Here is an 18,734-nt window from a genome sequence, read left to right as displayed (position 1 = left end):
GTTCTCAACATTCGCCGCAGCTCCTAGCTTTCTTCGGCGTCCGGGTCCCATCCGAGGTTGCGCGCCATCTTCTCCAGCGTGGCGACCACTGCAGCGTATTCCGAGCCGTCGAGATCCTGTCCCGACTGCGTCCGGATCTTCTCGATCAGTTCGCTGAGCTTCATCAACGAGACGTGGCCGCGGTCGGTGATGGAGAACTCGCCCTCGTCGTGCGAAATCCATCCAGACTCCACCAATTCCATGAGGTGCTCGGAGACCGACGTCGGTTCGTCGGGCGACGCGAAGAATGGCGAAAGTCCGGCGGTCAGTTCCGGCTCGGTGGCGGGTTGCTGTTCCAGGAGATTCAGCACCTGCCATTGCCGGCGTGTCACGCCATGCTCTTCCAGCGTCGCAGCAAACTGCTCGTCAATCAGCGAATCCACCAATTTCAACCAGTAACCCAAGGGGCGTGTAGCGTTCATGGGATCAGCCTAGCGAGGATGCCGACTAGAATCGAGGGTATGAGCGAAACCAGCGCCCGCGGGCGGCTAAAAGAACTGATCCAGGAATTTGCCATTGTGCGTGGCAAGGTCATCCTCTCCTCTGGCAAGGAAGCCGATTACTATATCGACCTTCGCCGGGTCACCCTGCAGCAGGAAGCTTCAGGTCTGGTCGGCCAGGTCATGCTTGATCTTCTGGATGAAGCCGGTCTGGAGTTCACCAACGTGGGCGGGCTGACCATGGGCGCTGACCCGGTGGGCACCGCCATCATGCACACTGCGCGCGAAAAGAACCGCGCCATCGACGCTTTCGTGGTGCGCAAGGCGCAGAAGTCCTACGGCATGGGCCGTCAGGTTGAAGGCCCGAGCGTTGAGGGCCGCAACGTCATCGTGCTGGAGGACACCTCCACCACCGGCGGCTCCGCGCTGACCGCGGTCGAGGGTGTCCGCAAGGCTGGCGGCAACGTCATCGCCGTGGCCGTTATCGTGGATCGCGACACCGGTGCCAAGGAGCGCATCGAGGAAGAGGCCGGCGTGCCTTACCTCTTCGCCTACGGCAAGGACGAGCTGGGTCTGTAGTCTGCAGCTTTCCCGTCAATCTCTTCGACCGCAAGGGCTGGGCGAACCTCAAGGTTCGCCCAGCCCTTGCGGATTTTCCCGACCCTGAATTCCGTCAACTTTGATTGACTTGCAACATGCCGTCAACTAAAGTTGACCCCATGGATGAGGGGATTCGAACAGCCGTCGACTCCGAGGACCACGGAGGTCCCTTGGCGGAGCTTCGGCGTCTGACCGAGGGGCAGCGGGAACTGGCCCGGTCGCAAACCGCCGAGGTGCGCCGGGCGCGCGCCAACGGGTATTCCTGGCAAGCCATCGCATCTGCCCTGGAGATTTCGAAGCAGGCGGCGCACAAGAAGTACGGCCGGGTTTAATGGAGCAACCGGCCGTGGGGCTGCCCGGCTAGTTCAAGCAAGCGAAGCGCTACGGCGTCCGCCGACGCAGGGTCAACGATCCGACCAGCAGGGCGCCGAGAATCCACGCGCCGATGACCAGAAGGCTGGCCCAGGTGCCGCTGTCCTCGGTGCCCGCAGCGACATCGCCCAGCGCGTCGATGGCATGCGACAGCGGCAGCCAATCGCCGATGACCTCCAGCGTCCCCGGCAGCTGCTCGCGTGGCAGGATCAGCCCGGACAGCAGGAACTGTGGAAAGATCAGCAGCGGCATGAACTGGACGACCTGGAATTCGGTGCGGGCGAAGGCGCTGGCCATCAATCCCAGACTGGTTCCGAGCAGGGCATCCAGCGCCGCCACGCTGAAAAGCAGCACCAGGCTTCCGGAGATCTGCAGCCCCAGTACCAGAAGGGCGAACGAGACCGCGATGACGGTCTGCAGCACCGCAACCAAGGTGAACGCCAGCGCATAGCCGAAGATGAACTCGCCCTTGGCCAGCGGCATGCTGAGCAGCCGCTCCAAGGTGCCGCTGCGCCGTTCGCGCAGCGTCGCGATGCTGGTCACCAGAAACATCACGACAAATGGGAACAGCGCGATCATCGCCGGGCCGATGCGCTGGAACACCTCGGTATCGGTGAAAATCCAGGCCATCAAGCCGATCAATAGGCTGGGGACTACCAGCATCAACGCGATGGTGCGCGGGTCGTGCCGGATCTGGGTCAGGACCCGGGCCGCGGTGGCCGCGGTTCGTTTCACGATCCCTCTCCTTCCGCCCGGTGCCGTGCGGTGGACGGGTCGCGCGGTGGCGCGGACCCCAGTCCGCCGGAGGCGATGAGCCTGAGGAATGCGTCTTCCGGGTCGCTGGCGCCGGTGCGCCTGAGCAGTTCGCCGGGGGAGAGCTGGGCCAGCAGCTTTCCGTTGCGCAACAGCAGCATTTCATCGCAGCGCATGGCCTCGTCCATGACGTGGCTGGAAACCAACAGGCAGATTCCGGTCTTCGCCAGCTTGGCGAACAGGGCCCAGAGCTCCGCGCGAAGTACCGGATCCAGCCCGACCGTCGGCTCGTCGAGGATGACGATGTCAGGAGACCCGAGCAGCGCGATGGCAAGGGATACGCGGTTGCGCTGCCCGCCGGATAAGTCCAGCGCCAGCCGCTTGGCCTGGTCCTGCAGGTCGGTGGCTTCGATGACTCGGGTGGCTTCGGCATCTGGCAGGCCGAGGACCTTGGCGAAATAGGCGACGTTTTGCTGCACCGTCAGGTCGTCGTAGACGCTGGCAGCCTGCGTCATGTAGCCGACCCTATGCCGCAGGGACTTGTGCCCGGCCGGCTGCCCCAGGACGGTGACCGTGCCGCCGGCGGTGATCTGGTTGCCCACGATGCTGCGCAGCAGCGTGCTCTTGCCGCTGCCGCTGGGTCCCAGCAACCCGACGATGCGGCCCGGGGCCAGCTCGCAGTCGATGTCCTGGAGAACCAGCGATTTGCCTCTCTTGACGCTCACCCGCTGGACCTGGATGCATGCAGTCTTGTTGGTCACACAATGAATTAGAGACCCCCGCCGTGGCAGGGTCAATGCTTGGCGGCGAATTGCCGCCCCGGCGGCCTCGGGAACGGATCAACGGCGCTTGGCCCACAGTCCGACGACCAGCACCAGGTAGACCAGCGCGATGAAGCCGAACAGCTTGTGCTCGCCCCACACCACGGTGTTGCTCATGGAGCAGTGCAGTTCCGCCCCGGCGCCGAGGCATGAGCGCATCGCGTAGTTCACGGCGATCAGCAGCGTCAGGCCCAGATAGAGTCCCACGGCGATGAGCACGAACTTCCAGACCCGCCGCCGGGAACGATAGTTCTCCATGGCACCTAGTATCCGCCAGTGTTCCGTCCCTGCCTAGGGTGTTGGTGCGACAAAGAAAAGTGCCCCGGCAGCCGGTTCAGCGGTTGCCGGGGCATGGGAAACTAGGCTACTTGGAAGCGGCCTTGGTTTCGGCCGGATTGGCGTCGGACGGGACGCGCCCCTTGACGAGTTCGGCATGCAGGTTGGCAACCGACGGGTACTGCAGGTCGGGGCGGAACGGGAAGGTGTCCATGTCCTCGCGCGCGGTGATTCCCGAGTAGACCAGCGCGGTCAGTAGGCCTGCTTCCATGCCCGCGACGATGTCGGTGTCCATGCGGTCGCCGATCATGGCAGTGGTCTCCGAGTGCGCGTCGATCCTGTTCAAAGCCGAGCGGAACATCATCGGATTCGGCTTGCCCACCACATATGGATCGCGGTTCGTCGCCCGGGTGATCAGCGCGGCAATCGCGCCGGTGGCCGGGAGGATGCCCTCGGCGGATGGGCCGGTGGCATCCGGGTTGGTGGCGATGAACTTCGCGCCGCCCTCGATCAGGCGGATGGCCTTGGTGATGGCCTCGAAGGAATAGGTGCGGGTTTCGCCGAGCACCACGTAATCGGGGTTCTGGTCGGTCATGATGAACCCGGCGTCGTGCAGGGCCGTGGTCAGCCCCGCCTCGCCGATCACGAAGGTGCGTCCGCCCGGGCGCTGGCGCGCCAGGAACTCGGCGGTGGCCATGGCGGAGGTCCAGATGTTCTCCTCCGGCACGTCCAGCCCGGAGGCCAGCAGGCGGGCGCGCAGGTCGCGCGGCGTGTAGATGGAGTTGTTCGTCAGCACCAGAAAGCGCAGGTTGTTCTCGCGCCAGTACTGCAAGAGCTCCGAGGCGCCCTTGAGTGCGTGGTTTTCGTGGACCAGGACGCCGTCCATGTCGGTCAGCCAGCATTCGATATCGTGGACGGTGCGTGCGGCGCGGTTGCTGAGGGTCACGAGGTGTCATTCCTCCATTGGCAGTAGGTGGCGGGAGCTATCTGCGCTGAAAGTTTCCCTGTAACCCAAAGCCTACACAGCATCCGCGGGAGGTGCAGTGAACGGCGGCACTCCCGCGACCTACTACCCTTAAATGTGTGAGCCACGAAGTGAATGAAGCAACCGAGAACACCGCCGAGCACGTCATCGGCGTAGGGCCCTGGGAAGGCGAGCTGCCGCAGGACGAAAAATATGATCCGCAGCTGCTGGCCGAAGGCGACCGCCGCAACGTCGCCGACAAATACCGCTACTGGACCATGGATGCGATCATCGCCGACCTCGACGAGCGCCGCCACGACTTCCACATCGCCATCGAGAACTGGCAGCACGACATGAACATCGGCACCGTGGTCCGCTCCGCCAACGCCTTCTTGGCCAAGGAAGTCCACATCATCGGACGCCGCCGCTGGAACCGCCGCGGCGCCATGGTCACCGACCGCTACCAGCACGTGCGCCACCACGCCACGGTCGAGGAATTTGTCGCCTGGGCCGAAGCTGAAGGGCTGACCATCCTGGGCATCGACATCTTCCCGGATTCGGTGCCGCTGGAAACCTACGACATCCCGCGCAATTGCGTCCTGGTGTTCGGCCAGGAAGGGCCGGGATTGAGCCCGGAAGTCCACGCCGCGGCAAAGGACACGCTGTCCATCGAGCAGTTCGGCTCCACCCGGTCGATCAACGCGGCCTCGGCCGCAGGCATCGCGATGCATGCTTGGATCCGCCGCCACGTCTTCGGGCAAAAAGTAGGTTAACAAGGAATTTATTAATAAGCTCTTTAGTCGAGCATCTGGATTAGTTGCCATTGAACCCCTAGGCTTGGAAACGATATGAATTTGTGATCCGGGGGGATTAATCCGTGCGTCGACGTCATCAGGTGAACCATGACCTTCTTCTGCCCGGGCTTCCCCGACGCAAAAAACCGGTGGTGATCTGGGGGATATCGACTGCCGCAGCACTGACGCTGTCCAGCGCCGTGGCGATTCCCCTGGTGGCCCAGTCGGCTGATCCGCGCAACGGCGACATCCCTGTCGCCATCAACGCGTTATCCGAGCCCGGGCTGTATAACGATCCGATCCTCGTTAGCCAGGACGCCCCGCTTCATGCATTCGGCGGCTCCGGCAAGGAGCTGGCCATCGACGGACGCCCGCTGGGCATGCTGGCCGGCGCCGACGAATCCCCGGTGGATGAGCAGTCCGAATCGGAGGAGAACTCCACGCTGCTCGCCGGCGAGGTGGGCCAGGTCGGCGAACTCCCCGGCGGCCTGCAGCTGATGCACCCGGTCACAACCCGCCGTATCTCCAGCCCCTACGGCTGGCGGTCGAACCCTACCGGCGCCGGCAACCAGATCCATATCGGCCAGGACTACCCGATCGCCTGCGGCTCCCCGGTGTATGCCGCCGAGGCGGGGACCGTGACGGTGTCCGGCTGGGCGGGGCACTCCGGCATGCGCGTGAGCATCGACCACGGCAGCGACGTGCAGACCGGCTACAGCCACAATTCAAAACTCATCGCCTCGGTGGGCCAGGAGGTCAAGCAGGGCGAGCTGATCGCCCTGTCGGGAACCACCGGCAACTCCACCGGATGCCATGTGCACTTCGAGGTCATCGTGGACGGCCGCTGGCACGATCCGCGCAACTACCTGCCGATCATCCCGGGCCAGGGCCAGGCGATGATCGATTCCTCGCGCCTGACAGTTAATGCCAACAGCGCGCCGAAGGGCGATGGCGGCAAGACGCCGGTGCGCGACGAATCCGATCTGAGCACCGATCCGGATGTCGTGGTGCCGAAGGATGACACCCCGGTGGTCCCCAAGCCGAAGCCCGGTGCCAAGCCCAAGCCTTCGCAGTCCCAGAAGCCCGCGCCGTCGCCGAGCCAGACCCAACGCCCGGGATCCTCGGCTCCAGACTCCGAATCGCCAAGCGCCAAGCCCTCGCCAAGCACTGCGCCGTCCGAATCCGAATCCGAGTCGCCCAGCGGATCGGCGAAGCCCACCGGCGAGGCGACGCCGCCAACCGAAGCCCCCTCGACCGGACCGGCCCCGAGCAAGAAGCCAACCTCGGCGCCAACCCAAAAGCCGGGCTCGCAGAGCCCGTCCGGGTCCGGTTCCGGCGCCGCCGAGTCGAGCTAGCCCGCGATGCAGCCGGGGCAGGGGCAGAAGTTGGCGTGTCACGAAGACAGATTTAGGTCTGCCGGCCCCTGCAAACCGATAGGATGGACACGAACTGCCGTCGACGGCGACGCGTGAACCCCGCCAATCCTCACAGGAGTGAAGCATGCCTATCGCAACCCCCGATAAGTACAATGCAATGATCGATGCCGCCAAGGCTGGCGGCTACGCCTTCCCAGCGGTGAATGTCACCAGCTCGCAGACCCTGAATGCCGCCATCCGCGGTTTCGCCGAGGCCGAATCCGACGGCATCATCCAGGTTTCCACCGGCGGCGCCGCCTACTGGTCCGGCGCCTCGGTCAAGGACATGGTTGCCGGCTCGCTGGGCTTCGCAGCCTTCGCCCGCCAGGTCGCCAAGAACTACGGCGTGAACATCGCGCTGCACACCGACCACTGCCCTGCAGACAAGCTCGACGGCTTCGTGCTGCCGCTGCTGGCCGCCTCGGAGGCAGAGGTCGCCGCCGGCCGCGACCCGTTCTTCAACTCGCACATGTGGGACGGATCGGCCGAGACCCTGGAAGAGAACCTGCGCATCGCAGCCCAGCTGCTGCCGCGCACCGCCGCCGCCAAGCAGATCCTCGAAGTTGAGATCGGCGCCGTGGGCGGCGAAGAGGACGGCGTGGAGAACGCCATCAATGACAAGCTGTACTCCACCGTCGAGGATGCGCTGGCCACCATCGACGCCCTGGGCGCCGGCGAAAAGGGCCGCTACATCACCGCTTTGACCTTCGGCAACGTCCACGGCGTCTACAAGCCGGGCAACGTGAAGCTGCGTCCGGAGCTGCTCAAGGACATCCAGGACAAGGTCGGCGCCAAGATCGGCAAGGCCAACCCGTTCGACCTGGTCTTCCACGGCGGCTCGGGCTCCACCGACCAGGAAATCGCCGACGCGGTGTCCTATGGCGTGATCAAGATGAACATCGACACCGACACGCAGTACGCCTTCACCCGACCGGTGGCTGGCCACATGTTCGCCAACTACGACGGCGTGCTGAAGGTAGACGGCGAGATCGGCAACAAGAAGACCTACGACCCGCGCGTCTGGGGCGCCAAGGCCGAAGAATCCATGGCCGCCCGCATCGTGGAAGCCGCCCGCCAGCTGGGCTCGGCAGGAAAGAGCCTGAAGTAGCCATGGTCGGAGAGAACCTGCTGGGCATCCCGGCCACGCTGCTGCCGGAGGAAACCGACGTGCTCGCCCGCCTTGAGGCCGGCGACGAAGCGGTGGATCTGGCTGCGAAGTTCCCGTCGTCCTCCCTGGTGTGGGCGCTGCTGGCCGACGAAGCACACGCCGAAGGCCGCACCGTGGAATCCTACGCGTACGCCCGCGTGGGCTACCACCGCGGCCTTGACGCGCTGCGCAAGGCCGGTTGGCGCGGACAGGGTCCGGTGCCATGGAGCCATGAGCCGAACCGCGGCTTCCTGCGCTCGCTGTACGCGCTGGGCCGCGCGGCCGCAGCCATCGGCGAAGCCGAGGAAGTCGAGCGGATCGGGAAGTTCCTGAACGATTCGGATCCGCGCGCCCGGGCGGCCATCGAGGCCAAGTAGCCCGAGAAGCAGCATCCTCGCATCATTGCCCGGGCCGGTCCCGCATCGGCCCGGGCAATCGTGCGCTTCGACGCGTCCGTAAACGGGCAGGGGAGAAACCATGAGCAACGTGCAGCCGGGCCAGGCGCTGGGCGCCTCCTACAGTTTTGTCGAGCCGCTGGGCTCCGGGGCCGTTGGCGAGGTCTGGCGGGTCCGCCCCCACGATCCGGGCGCGGACCTGGCCGCCAAGATCCTGCGCGAGGAGCACGCGCAGGACGCCGGGCTGGTCGAACGGTTCGTGCGGGAACGCTCGGTGCTGCTGGCGCTGCGCCACCCGAACATCGTGGCGGTGCGTGACCTGGTGGTCGATGGGGGCCGGCTGGCCATCGTGATGGACCTGGTCCCCGGCGGCTCGGTGCGCGAGTGGCTGCTCGAGGTGGGCACCCTGCCGCCGTCCCAGGCGCTGGAACTTGCCGCCCAGATGCTGGACGCGCTCGCCGCGGCGCACGCGGCGGGCACCACCCACCGGGACATCAAGCCTGACAACGTGCTGCTGGCCGCCCCCGGGGATGCTGCCGGCAACGTGCGGGTCTCTGACTTCGGCATCGCCTCGGTGATGTCCGGGCAATCCCGGCGGACCACCGAGATCATGGGCACCCCGGCATACATGCCCCCGGAACTGACCAGCCGGGGCGAGGCCGGACCGGCCGGGGATGTCTACTCCGCGGGCATCATGCTCTACGAGCTGCTGTCCGGGCGCACCCCCTTCGCCGGGTCCGGCACCGACTTCACGATCGCCTTCCGCCACGTCAGCGTCATGCCGCCGCGGATTGACGTACCGGGCCCACTCTGGGACGCGCTGGCCGCCATGCTGCACAAGGACCCCACGGCTCGCCCGGCCGCCGCCGAGGCCGCAACCACCCTGCGCGCGCTGGCCGCCGCACACGCCTCCCTGCCGGCGCTGCCGCCGGTGGTGGACCCGGAACACTTCGAGGACCTGCAACGTCCGGCCACCGTGCTGCGCGGAATCCAGCAGGCCGACCCCGAGCCCACCGACGCCGCCGCCACGGTTGGACAGCTGACCTCGCCAGAGGCGCCCGATCTGGGGACCAGCGCCCGGCACACGGTCTTCCGTCAGCGCCGCAGCGACCTGCCGCCCCCCGCGGCACCACCCACCGAGGCCACGGAGAACGCCGGGAACAGACGGCGCCCAAGCTGGCTCAACGCCAAGTCCCTGGGCCTGCTGGCCGCCGCGGTGGTGCTACTGGCCGCCGTCATCGCCGGCAGCATCGCGCTGTTCGGACGCACCGAACCGCAGGCCGTCCCAGCCCCGGATGCCACCGCCAGCTGGCAGGGCCAGGCTACACCAAGTGGGCTGGCCACCGCACGCTCGGTACGCTACGACGCGCAGGCCAAGCAGGTGCACCTTGAATTCACGTATTCGGCACAGAAGGCCCCGTTGACCGGGCCGTTCCTGGAGGTGCTGCCGGCGGCACCAGGTACCTCGGGCTGCCCGGCGGTGGACTTCAGCCAGGCGCAGGGCGAACGCAACCAGCCCAGTCTCACCGGGATTTCGGTCGAGTGCGGGTGGAACCTGTCAGGGATCAGCATCCCGGCTCGCGGCCAGGTGACAGTCCAGGCCACGCTGCCGCTGGCGCTGAGCGGGGATGACGCGCTGGATCAATGGCTGCAGCAGGCCGCGGCCGCCACCGAGCAGGCGCTCGCCGACGAACGGGTCGAGGGCTCGGCCTACCCGGCGCAGCGGTTGCAGGACATCGTGGTGCAGACTCCCGCCCGCACGGTCAGCGGCACCACGCTGCCGGTGACCCTGGTACCGGTGTGGCCCGCGGGCCCGGACGTGCTCAGCCCGCTGTATGCCAGCCCCGCCACCGGCAAGCCCTCGGCGACGTTGCGCTCGATTGCCGGCGGCGAGGCAGGGGTGCGCTTCTCCGACGCCTGCTCCGGGGCGGTGGCCGTCTCCGGGGACGGGCTGGTGGTCACCGCGCTGTCGGTGACCCCGCAGTGCACGCTGCGCGCTTCGGTGGGCAACTTCACCGACCTGGCCAGCGAGCCGTTCGGCATCACCACCCGGCAGTAGCCGGGAGCCGGATTCGCCTGGTCAGTTCTCGGAGGGCCCCATGGCCTGGATGAACGCCGGGGCACCGCCCACGCAGAGGTAGCCGCGCGCGGTGGTCACCGCCACCGGGGCGCGCCGCGGCAGGTTCACGCCCAGCAGCTCCCCGTCGAAGTCCGCATCAGGCTGCAGCAGCACCCCGCAGCGGGACTTGCGCAGGGTCTTGGTCCAGTGCGCGTAGAGCCCGCGCAGCTCCGCGGCCCGCCCGGCGGCGATCACGCACAACCCCGCGGGTGGAGAGTTCAGCAGCCCGGCCAGGGCCTGGTCGGTGTCCTCGAACCGCTCGGCGTCATCGACCAGCAGCACCACCGGCCCGCGCTCCAGGCGTAGTGAGGCCAGCAGCGCGGGCAGGTCCGCGGAACCGACCGCCACCCGGTCAAGGTCCGCATCCGCCAGCGGCGAGCGGCGATCGCACACGCCCCACACCGCCACCGGGGTGCCGTCCGGGCCCGGGATGCCGCGCAGCGAGTCCGCCAGGGCCAGCAGCAGGCTGGACTTGCCGGAGCGGGCCGGGCCGGCGATGAGCACGTGCTCGCCCTCGTAGATTTCCAGGCAGCCCGGGGCCAGGTCCTCCTCGCGCAGTCCCACTGGGATCCGCCACGGCTCGGCCGCCAGTCCGGGTGCCGGCAGCTCGCCGGCCGCGACCCGGGCGGGCAGCTGGCCGATGACCGGCGCCTTGGGCCGTGCCTCCGGCCAGCGGGCGGCGGCCTCGGCGACCGCCTGTTCGAGCTCGGTGCCAGGGGTGGCCACGTGCATCTGGCGCAGCTGGGCGGCGGCTACGCAGCGCCCGGGTACGGCGGCGGGGATGTTGCTTCCGCGCACCCCGAGCGTGGAATAGTCATACGGGTCGGCCAGCCGGAAGAGCCACCTCTGTGTGGTGACCTCGTCAATGGCGGTGGGCACCGCCTTGGCGCGGGTGCTGCTAACCGCAAAATGCAGACCCAAGGCTGGGCCGTCCGCGTACGCGCGGTTCAGCGCGTCCATCAGCGCCAGCCCGTCGTAGTCGGAGAATTCATCGCGTAGGGTGGCCAGCCCGTCCAGCAGCACCAGGGTGCGCCGCCGGGCGGCCGGTTCGGCACGGCGGCGGGCCAGGTCGTTGCGCAGGTGGCGCAGGAACCGGGCCTGCTGCTCCGCGGCGCCCGCGCCGGTGCCCACGTACGCGGCGGTGTGCGGCAGTCCGGCCAGCGGGGCCAGGGTGCGCGATCCCAGGTCCAGGATGAGCAGGTCCAGCTCCCCGGGCGAATACGCGGCGGCGGCCGTCAATGCGATCGAGGCCAGGGTGGTGCTGGTGCCCGAGCCGGCGATTCCCAGCAACAGCAGGTTCCCCTCGGACAGGTCCCAACCGGCGGGCACCTGGCGCTGGAACTCCGGCTCATCGCGCAGCGCCACCTCGATGATCTGCCCGCGCACCGCGCCGACCGCGGGCAGGGAGGCGGAACGCCGCGAGGCCGGGGTGTAGCCGGCCAGCTGCACCTGATCGCCCAGCGCCCCGGGCCACACCGGCCGGGGCTCGCCCAGCCCACGTTGCGCGTGGGCCTGGCGGATCGCGGCGATCAGCAGGTCCAGGTCGCTGTCATCGCTGGTGCTCTCGGGCTCGGCTACTGGTGCCGGGGCGGGGGCGCCGAAGTGTCCGGGTTCGCTCACCCGCAGCCCGCCGCCGCTGGCGGTGCTGGCCCGCCCGGTGACAAGGGCGGTCTGCACGGCGCTGATGTCGTCCTGGCCCAGCTTGATGAAGCCGCGGCCGGTCTGCGCCCGGCCGATGGCCGCGGCGTCCGGCACGCCGATCACGTTCGAGGAGTCCTCCCGACTCTGCACGCGCAGCGCCACCCGCAGGTTCGTGTTGGCCAGGATGTCGTCATTGACCACCCCGGCGGGGCGCTGGGTCGCCAGGATCATGTGCACGCCCAGGGTTCGGCCCACCGCCGCCACCGAGACCAGCGAGGAGAGCACCTCGGGGAAGTCCTTGGCCAGCATCGCGAACTCGTCGACCACCAACAACAGCCGCGGCATCGGCTCGGCCGGGTTGGTGGCCAGGTAGGCGTCCAGGTTGTCGATGTCCTCCCCGGCGGCGGCGAAGATCCGCTGGCGCCGGGCCATCTCCGCCTCCAAGGCGCGCAGCGCGCGGTCGGCCAGCTGCTCGTCCAGGTTGGAGATGGTGCCGATGGTGTGCGGCAGCGCCTCACAGGCGGCGAAGGCCGCCCCGCCCTTGAAGTCAATGAGGATGAAGTTCAGCTTGGTCGCGTCGTTGCGGGCGGCGAGCCCGGCCACCAGCGAGCGCAGGAATTCACTCTTGCCCGAGCCGGTGGTGCCGCCGACCAGGCCGTGCGGCCCGTCCTTGACCAAATCCAGCATCATGGTGCCGGCCTCGGTGCTGCCGATCGGGGTGGACACCCCGCGCGCGGTGCGCCACAGCTCGCCGATCGCAGCCTCGTTGATCTGCTCCAGGCCCAGCAGTGCCGGCAGCTTGACCAGGGCGGGCAGCGCCGCACCTGGGACCACCAGTTCGGGGTCGTCGAAACGGGCCAGGTCCAGGGCGGCCCGTTCGGCGCGCTCGACCGGCAGCCCGGCGAGCACCACGTCCTCGACCTCGGACTGCTCGCCCAGCCCGTGCACGGTGCCGGCGGCGTCCGCGCCGACCCGGATCACCGTGCTGCAGGCCGCGGGCAGCTGCTGCTCGGTGGCGGCGATGACGATCCCGGAGACCTGGTGGGCGCGGCGCGTACCGCCCAGCCCGGAGTCGGCGTCCCGCCCGTGCCCCAGCAGCGCGCGGGCCGGGGCGTCGCGGCCCTCGGTGAGCACCTCCGAGTCGAGCACCAGCAGCGTGGCTCCCTCACTGCGCTGGATGCTGTCCTCGCGCAGGGCGCGCAGCAGGCGCGCGCTGCGGCGCTGGTCATCGGACAGCCAGCGTTCCCCGGTGGCCGCCCCGGCGCGCCGGGTGTGCGGCAGCCAGCCGGTCCATTCCCATGCCGGGTGCCGTCCGCGGTCGCAGAATAGGGCGATGCGCAGGTCCGCCGGCCCGGCGTGCACGGCGGCCTGCACCAGCAGGCTGCGGACCAGGGCGAGCGCCCCCTCGCGCTCGCCCACGATGCCAACGACGCCGGCGCCGGTCAGGTCCACGACCACCGGGGCCGCCGGGATGTGGCTGGCCTCGATCAGCTCGCGCACCCGCGGGTCCAGGGTGGGGGTGGCGCGCCGGTCGATCTCCGGCTGCCAGGGCACGTTTCCGGTTCCGGCGTGCAGGGCCAGGAAGTCGTGGTCGCCGGCCCGTCGCTGCCACAGAGCGGTGGTGGGCAGGGCGGGTACGCGCAGCGTGGTGGCCGGATCCGGGATGCGGGTGTGGCGCCGCTCGGCCTCGCGTACGGCCGCCCGGGCGATCTGCCCCTCGAACTCCTCAAGGGCCGTTTCGAACCGCTCCTTTTCCTCCTTCAGGTTCCTGGTGTGGCGGTGCTTCTGCTCGAACCACATGCCGATCGCCATCACCGGGCTGAGCAGGGCGAACATGGCAAAGCGCAGGTCCCCGAGCATCATCACCATGGCGCCGGCCAGCAGCAGCGGGGCCAGCACCGTGATGTAGCTGAACTTGGAGGCCGGGGCCACGTCCTTCGGTGCCGGGGCGGGCAGCGGTTCGGGGGCTGGGTCCAGGCCCGGGCGGGGCGGGCGGTTGAAGGGGGCGGTGGCCGCAGGGGTGAGGTTGTGTAGCGAGCCGGGCCGCGGTGCCAGGCGTTCGGGCAGCTGCGGGCGCAGCTGCAGGGCGGTGCCGCCGACCAGCACGGTGGCCGCCTCGGTGATCAGCTCCCCGTCTTCGGCGACCGGCGTGCCATCCAGCTGGGTGCCGTTGGTTGAGCCGTGGTCGCGGACGCGCACCCCGTCCTGCTCCAGCTGGATGCTGGCGTGGTTCCAGGAGGCGCTCTCGGAGTCCAGCACGATGTCGGCCTGCGGGGAGCGGCCCAGCAGTAACGGGCGGTGCTCGGGGATCGGCTGTACGGCCCCGGCGTGCAGACCGCCGCAGACCGTGACGCTCCAGCCGGTGAGCGGTTGTGGCCGGGGGACGGGGGACAGCGAGATCGTGCTGCCCTCCAGCAGCAGCACTTCGCCCAGCGGGGTGCCGGCAGTGGCGGGGACGTCATCCACATAGAGCGTGGTGTCCGGGCCCGGTGCGGTGCCGCCGGCCCGATCGATCAGCTCACCCAGCGTCAGGGCGTCATCGCGCCCCGTCAGTTCGCGGTCCAGTCGCTGGTCGCCCAGCTGGATCAACACGCGCACCCGTGCTCCCTTCCAACAGCTTCATGCGCACTCCTGTGCGCGTAACCGGTCGTGGCAGGTGGCCTAGTTGCCGGCGGGGCCGGCAAACCAGCGCGCCGGGATCCGGGCACCGGACGGTGCCGGGCGCAGCCCCAGGTCCTGGCTGGCCAGATGCAGGACGACCGCCTGCGCCTGGTCCGCGTCGCGGCCCAGATCCAGGTCGCCTCCGGCAATGCCGTGGCCGGCCTGCAGTGACAGTTTATCCAGCTGCCCGGCCACGGCGCCCGGTTCGCCGCTCTTGGCGTGGGCCGCGGCGTGGACCAAGGCAATCACAGCGTCGTGGCTGTGGGCCTCGGCCACGGGGGCCACCTTCGCGAAGGGTTGATCCCCGGTCAGGTTCATGACCTGTGGATCTTCGGCCATGACGCGGACGGCGGCGAGGAAACCGGACATGGCCCGGCCTTCGTCCCCGGGGCGCAGTGCGGCGGCGTCCACGGCACCGGTACCGACGCTCAGCAGCCGGCTGGAGGCGCTGCCCCCGGCCTCGTGCAGGGCCGATTCGAAGCCCGGGCTGGTGGCGGCCGGGCCGAGCACCAGCGGCAGGCTGATGTTGCGCTGCTGCAGGGCGTGCACCATTGCGGCCTGCCGGGTGGCCGGTCCGGTGATGAGCACGGCGTCCACCGGTTCACCGCGCTGGGGGGCGGCCAGCTTCGAGACCTCGACGGCCAGGGTGTTCAGGTCATCGCCCGCCGCCGGTGCGCGACGCTCGGCCGGGTTGATTCCCTCGGGTGCCGGGCCGCCCAGGTCAATGAGCATCACGTGTCCGGCCTCGCCCAGCGCGGACTTCATGGCCGCGGAGACCGGCTGCGGTCCGGGAGTCAGGCTATATGCCGTATCGAAGCCGGACAGCTCGCCGCTGTAGTAGGGCAGCAATACCGGGATCCCTGCCTCCTGCGCGGCCTGCAGGGCCGCGGGCACGTGTTCGCCGGAGGTGGCCAGCACAATGCCGGCCACCTTTTGGGCGGCCAACTCGGCCACGGCGTCGCGGGCTCCCTGGGAGGTGCCCCGATCATCCCGGGTTTCCAGAATCACCGGCGAGCCGCCGGCGGCGAGGCGGTGGGCGGCCACGGCCGCGCCCTGCGCCGCATCCTTCCATTCGGAGCCCTGCGCGGAGCCCAGCGAGAGGATCACCCCGATGCTCGTGTCCCGCGGCAGCCCCTGGGCGGTCAGGGCCACCGGCACGGAGTTGCCCACCGGTTCACCGGTAGCCGTTTCGGGGCGGGAGATCACCGCGGCGATCGCGACGACCAGCACCACGGCCAGCCCCACCACGAGTACCGGCATCAGGCGGCGCGAGCTGCGGGCGCTCACTTGCCGGCCTGGAGATGGAAGGCGTACAGGGTGCGCACCGAGGTGCCCTCTGACACCTGCAGGTGGAAGCTGGGCAGGTCACCGGCCGCTTCCAGGGCGGCCTTGAACTGGGCCTGGCGGTGCAGGATGGCCGCGATGTCCTCTGCGCGCACGTTGGCGTAGCCGTCGGCATGCTCGGTGGCCAGCGCCAGCTGATAGTCGGCGGTGTCGGACATGGCGGCGCTGGTGGCCAGCGCGCCGAGCAGCCCGGATCCGTTGGATGACCGGTCGCCCAGATCCAGCAGCACCTTGCTCAGCGAGGCCGACAGCAGCCCTTCGCCGCCCTCCACGTCGCGGGTCGAGGCTGTGGTGCGCGCGGCGATCTGCTCCAGCGAGGAGGCGGTCTGCTCACCGATCGCCTTGGTCAGTGCCTCGGCCTGTTCGTTCAGCTGCGCGTGCTGCTTGTCCACGGTGGCCTTGGCGTCCGCAGCGACTTCGCCGGAGGTGCCCGACAGGCCGGTGACCGAGCGGTTGAAAGCGGTCAGCACGGCTTCGCGGCTGGTCGCGCCCTGTTCCGAGAGCACCCGAATCTGGCCGTCGATCAACTCGTTGACCTGCTGCTGGGTTTCGGTCGAGGCCTTGCCGAACGCTTCCTCGATGCCGGCTTCAAGGCGCTCCTGCTGTCCCTGCAGATCGGCGAGGGACTTGCCCAGTATCTTGCTGTCGACCAGGGAGACCTGCAGCGCGGCGCGCAGCTCGTCAATGGCGTCTTGGATGTTGCCGCTGCCATTGGTCGCCGCAGTCTCCACTGCGTCGATCTTCGCGGCGATGTCCTTCAGCTGATCCTTGGATGCGGTCAGCTGCTGGCCGAGCCCGGAATCATCATTCTCCAGGTTGCTGAGTGCGGCGACGGAGTTCCAGGCCTTGGCCTGCGCGGCCAGGCGCTCATCCATTGGCTCCTTGGGGCCGCCAGTGATTAGTGGCTTGGTAAACGCAGCCCGTTCGGCGTCCACTTCAGTCGGGCTTGGGGACTCGGCTGGTGCCGAGGTCTCGGTCGGTTCGGTGGATTCGGTCGGCTCGACCGACTCAGCCGGAGTCTCGGACGGCTCCGGGGCAGGAGTGGTCGAATCGCTCGGTGACGGGGAAGTCTCGCCGGTCGGCTCTGGCTCCGGTGTCTCGGTCGGCAGCGGCGGCAGGTCGATGACGCAGGTGTCATTCGCGGTTAGCGACGCGATCAGCTCGCGGGCAGCGGTCTCCGTCACCTGACGTCGGTTTGCCAGTTCGCAGATCTCCTCGACCAGCGTGGCGTTCTGACCGGCTATCGACTTCGAGTCCTCCGGATGGCCGACCAGTGCGGCGTTCTCGGTGGCGATGTCGTGGATTGAGCCCACGGTCTTCTCCACCGCGGCCAGGTTGTCCTCGGAAACCTTCAGCGATTCGCGCAGTGCCTTAAGCGCCACGGTCACCTCGTCGGTGTCGGCGGTGGTCTGCAGCGCGTCCAAGGCGCTCTGCATCTCAATCAGTGACCCGGCAATGGCCTCGTGGCTGGAGATGGCGTTGCCGATGATCTCCGGCTGCAGGGACTGCACCAGCTTGTCGCCTTCGAGCACCAGCTTGATCAGTTCGCCGGTCACGCTAATCGACGAGGCGCGGAAGGCACAGGTCAGCGACGGGGTGTCGCAGTTCTCGATGTCCGGATCGGCCGGGCCCACGATGCGCTGCAGGTTATCGGCCAGCTCGTCGCGGCAGCCGGCGGTGGACTCGGCATACCCCTCAAGCTGGGCGGAGATCAGCATCAGGTTCGAGTACACGCTGGAGGCCTCGCCCTTGGGGGCCACCATGGCCTGGCAGCCCTCGCCCTTCAGGGCCGGCTTGGTTATCTGCGCTGAGGTGTCGCCGAGCATGCGGTCCATGGTGCTCACGGTCTGCATCAGCTGCGCCGTGGTGGCACTGTCCGCGGCGGTGACGGTGGAGCCCAGGTCGGTTTCCAGCTGCCCCAGCTGCTGCTTCAGCCCGCTGAGCGTGCCGGCCAGTGATTCGCTGCTCTCACGCAGGTGCTGCACGGTGCTCACCCCGAGGGTGTCCGAGGTGCTTTCCAGGTTGGTGCGTAGTTCCGTGATGGTGCCGCCGGCACGAGCGAGCACCTCGTTGACGTCGGTGATCAGCTCGATGGTGCGCCGCTGCAGGGCCAGCTCGGAGGTGGCGCTCTCATTAAAGGCGGTATCCAGCACACCCTCGGCCGACAGGTCGGTGTGCATCCCCGGCTGCACCGCCAGGTCGATGCCCGGAACGGTGAAGTCCTGCACTTCGGCGACCAGGCGCAGGGTGGTGGTGGCGGGGGAGACCGGTGGGGCCAGCAGCGTGGCCCACTGGATGACGGTGTTGCCGTTGGTGGCGGCGCTGATGATGCCGTTGGTTCCGGTCTCGTCCGAGCCGGAGGCCGCGACGATGTTGTTCGGGGACACGCCCGGGATCTCGGCCGAGGCTGCGATGGTCATGGGCGCGCCGACCAGTGCCGGTTCGGTGCGGTTCTGCCCGGCCACGTCGAAGGAGACCTCGCGTGGGGCCACCGTCAGGTTTTCCACCGACAGCTCGATCTGGACCCGCCCGGTATAGCCGGCCAGGTCCTTCAGGTCCGTGCCGCTGGCCTTGTCGGTGCGGTAGTAGGTGCTGACGCGCACCGGCAGGTCTCCGGCCACCTCGGCCGGGGCGAAGGAATTAGTGGTCGTCGAGGATTCGCCCGAGGCGTCGTCCACGGCGATCGCAGTACCGTTCACGCTGGCAATCGAGGCGTTGGACGCGAGCTCGACGTCCACCGACTGCAGCACGCGCGAGGGGTTCTCGATCGCCTGCGGCGCGTTGCTGCAGCTGGTGATGAGCCCGAGCGCGGCGACGGAGAGGAACGCGCCCACGGTACGGGCCAGCCTTCCGGTCCTGGGCGGTCGTGCATGCTGTCTGCGTGGCTGCGAGTGTGCCAATGGGTTCCCTCCGGTTGCTAACTCCCCTTGAGATAATAGGCGGTTTGCGGTGC

Annotated in this window: 15 protein-coding genes; 7 read left to right on the top strand and 8 right to left on the bottom strand. The window is 68.6% G+C overall.

Annotated elements, in window-relative coordinates:
* Positions 1 to 23: 23 nt before the first annotated feature.
* Positions 24 to 461 (bottom strand): transcriptional regulator, encoded by a 438-nt coding sequence (locus ATC04_RS17075; protein WP_047118172.1) that lies wholly within the window; start codon positions 459 to 461, stop codon positions 24 to 26.
* Between the two features lie 39 nt (positions 462 to 500).
* Here ATC04_RS17075 and pyrE point away from each other — a divergent pair, with 39 nt between their 5' ends.
* Together pyrE and ATC04_RS17065 are read left to right on the top strand one after the other, a co-directional pair.
* Positions 501 to 1,058: an orotate phosphoribosyltransferase gene (gene pyrE / locus ATC04_RS17070; RefSeq protein ID WP_181728131.1), complete on the top strand. Its 558-nt coding sequence runs from the start codon at positions 501 to 503 to the stop codon at positions 1,056 to 1,058.
* Between the two features lie 140 nt (positions 1,059 to 1,198).
* Entirely contained in the window at positions 1,199 to 1,411 is a 213-nt protein-coding gene (locus tag ATC04_RS17065) for a hypothetical protein (protein ID WP_047118248.1), read from the top strand.
* 49 nt (positions 1,412 to 1,460) lie between these two features.
* Here ATC04_RS17065 and ATC04_RS17060 read toward each other — a convergent pair whose 3' ends face one another.
* From ATC04_RS17060 to ATC04_RS17045, 4 genes are all read right to left on the bottom strand, one after another.
* Positions 1,461 to 2,186 (bottom strand): ABC transporter permease, encoded by a 726-nt coding sequence (locus ATC04_RS17060; RefSeq protein ID WP_161449994.1) that lies wholly within the window; start codon positions 2,184 to 2,186, stop codon positions 1,461 to 1,463.
* Entirely contained in the window at positions 2,183 to 2,965 is a 783-nt protein-coding gene (locus ATC04_RS17055) for an ABC transporter ATP-binding protein (protein ID WP_047118169.1), read from the bottom strand. Before ATC04_RS17055 ends, ATC04_RS17060 begins: the two co-directional genes overlap by 4 nt.
* A 78-nt stretch (positions 2,966 to 3,043) precedes the next feature.
* Positions 3,044 to 3,283: a hypothetical protein gene (locus tag ATC04_RS17050; RefSeq protein WP_047118168.1), complete on the bottom strand. Its 240-nt coding sequence runs from the start codon at positions 3,281 to 3,283 to the stop codon at positions 3,044 to 3,046.
* A gap of 106 nt (positions 3,284 to 3,389) precedes the next feature.
* Positions 3,390 to 4,187, bottom strand: a complete 798-nt coding sequence (locus ATC04_RS17045; protein WP_047118247.1) for an HAD-IIA family hydrolase — start codon at positions 4,185 to 4,187, stop codon at positions 3,390 to 3,392.
* A 197-nt stretch (positions 4,188 to 4,384) separates the two neighbouring features.
* On the opposite strand from ATC04_RS17045, the gene ATC04_RS17040 reads away from it, so the two are divergent.
* From ATC04_RS17040 to ATC04_RS17020, 5 genes are all read left to right on the top strand, one after another.
* Entirely contained in the window at positions 4,385 to 5,038 is a 654-nt protein-coding gene (locus ATC04_RS17040; protein WP_082123777.1) for an RNA methyltransferase, read from the top strand.
* A gap of 173 nt (positions 5,039 to 5,211) precedes the next feature.
* Complete coding sequence (locus tag ATC04_RS17035) at positions 5,212 to 6,414, top strand: peptidoglycan DD-metalloendopeptidase family protein (RefSeq protein ID WP_152666769.1); 1,203 nt, start codon at positions 5,212 to 5,214, stop codon at positions 6,412 to 6,414.
* A gap of 145 nt (positions 6,415 to 6,559) precedes the next feature.
* A complete protein-coding gene (fbaA, locus tag ATC04_RS17030) occupies positions 6,560 to 7,582 on the top strand; it encodes a class II fructose-bisphosphate aldolase (protein WP_047118166.1) in 1,023 nt (340 codons plus the stop codon).
* 2 nt (positions 7,583 to 7,584) lie between these two features.
* Positions 7,585 to 7,998 carry a DUF3151 domain-containing protein gene (locus tag ATC04_RS17025; RefSeq protein ID WP_047118165.1) on the top strand — a complete coding sequence of 138 codons (414 nt, stop codon included), beginning with the start codon at positions 7,585 to 7,587 and terminating at the stop codon, positions 7,996 to 7,998.
* A gap of 100 nt (positions 7,999 to 8,098) precedes the next feature.
* Positions 8,099 to 10,075, top strand: a complete 1,977-nt coding sequence (locus tag ATC04_RS17020; protein WP_047118164.1) for a serine/threonine-protein kinase — start codon at positions 8,099 to 8,101, stop codon at positions 10,073 to 10,075.
* 21 nt (positions 10,076 to 10,096) lie between these two features.
* Here ATC04_RS17020 and ATC04_RS20070 read toward each other — a convergent pair whose 3' ends face one another.
* The 3 genes from ATC04_RS20070 to ATC04_RS17005 all read right to left on the bottom strand — a co-directional run bounded on the left by ATC04_RS20070 (position 10,097) and on the right by ATC04_RS17005 (position 18,615).
* Positions 10,097 to 14,374: an FtsK/SpoIIIE domain-containing protein gene (locus tag ATC04_RS20070; protein WP_052772219.1), complete on the bottom strand. Its 4,278-nt coding sequence runs from the start codon at positions 14,372 to 14,374 to the stop codon at positions 10,097 to 10,099.
* A gap of 63 nt (positions 14,375 to 14,437) precedes the next feature.
* The gene (locus ATC04_RS17010; RefSeq protein WP_152666768.1) at positions 14,438 to 15,724 is read right to left on the bottom strand and encodes an ABC transporter substrate-binding protein; all 1,287 of its coding nucleotides are present in this window, start codon (positions 15,722 to 15,724) and stop codon (positions 14,438 to 14,440) included.
* The gene (locus ATC04_RS17005) at positions 15,721 to 18,615 is read right to left on the bottom strand and encodes a hypothetical protein (protein ID WP_052772218.1); all 2,895 of its coding nucleotides are present in this window, start codon (positions 18,613 to 18,615) and stop codon (positions 15,721 to 15,723) included. The genes ATC04_RS17010 and ATC04_RS17005 overlap by 4 nt, the downstream gene beginning before the upstream one ends.
* Positions 18,616 to 18,734: the final 119 nt, after the last annotated feature.

This window comes from Arthrobacter sp. YC-RL1 (assembly GCF_001454985.1).
Lineage (GTDB): Bacteria > Actinomycetota > Actinomycetes > Actinomycetales > Micrococcaceae > Glutamicibacter > Glutamicibacter soli.
The sequence above is the reverse complement of the archived record's forward strand: the minus strand, read 5'-3'. Positions and strand labels throughout refer to the sequence as shown.

Excerpts from the sequence above, each read along its gene's own strand:
- ATC04_RS17045 (WP_047118247.1), bottom strand. The coding sequence starts at position 4,187 with ATGGACGGCGTCCTGGTCCACGAAAACCACGCACTCAAGGGCGCCTCG.
- ATC04_RS17025 (WP_047118165.1), top strand. The coding sequence starts at position 7,585 with ATGGTCGGAGAGAACCTGCTGGGCATCCCGGCCACGCTGCTGCCGGAG.
- pyrE (WP_181728131.1), top strand. The coding sequence starts at position 501 with ATGAGCGAAACCAGCGCCCGCGGGCGGCTAAAAGAACTGATCCAGGAA.
- ATC04_RS17075 (WP_047118172.1), bottom strand. The coding sequence starts at position 461 with ATGAACGCTACACGCCCCTTGGGTTACTGGTTGAAATTGGTGGATTCG.
- ATC04_RS17065 (WP_047118248.1), top strand. The coding sequence starts at position 1,199 with ATGGATGAGGGGATTCGAACAGCCGTCGACTCCGAGGACCACGGAGGT.
- ATC04_RS17020 (WP_047118164.1), top strand. The coding sequence starts at position 8,099 with ATGAGCAACGTGCAGCCGGGCCAGGCGCTGGGCGCCTCCTACAGTTTT.
- ATC04_RS17050 (WP_047118168.1), bottom strand. The coding sequence starts at position 3,283 with ATGGAGAACTATCGTTCCCGGCGGCGGGTCTGGAAGTTCGTGCTCATC.
- fbaA (WP_047118166.1), top strand. The coding sequence starts at position 6,560 with ATGCCTATCGCAACCCCCGATAAGTACAATGCAATGATCGATGCCGCC.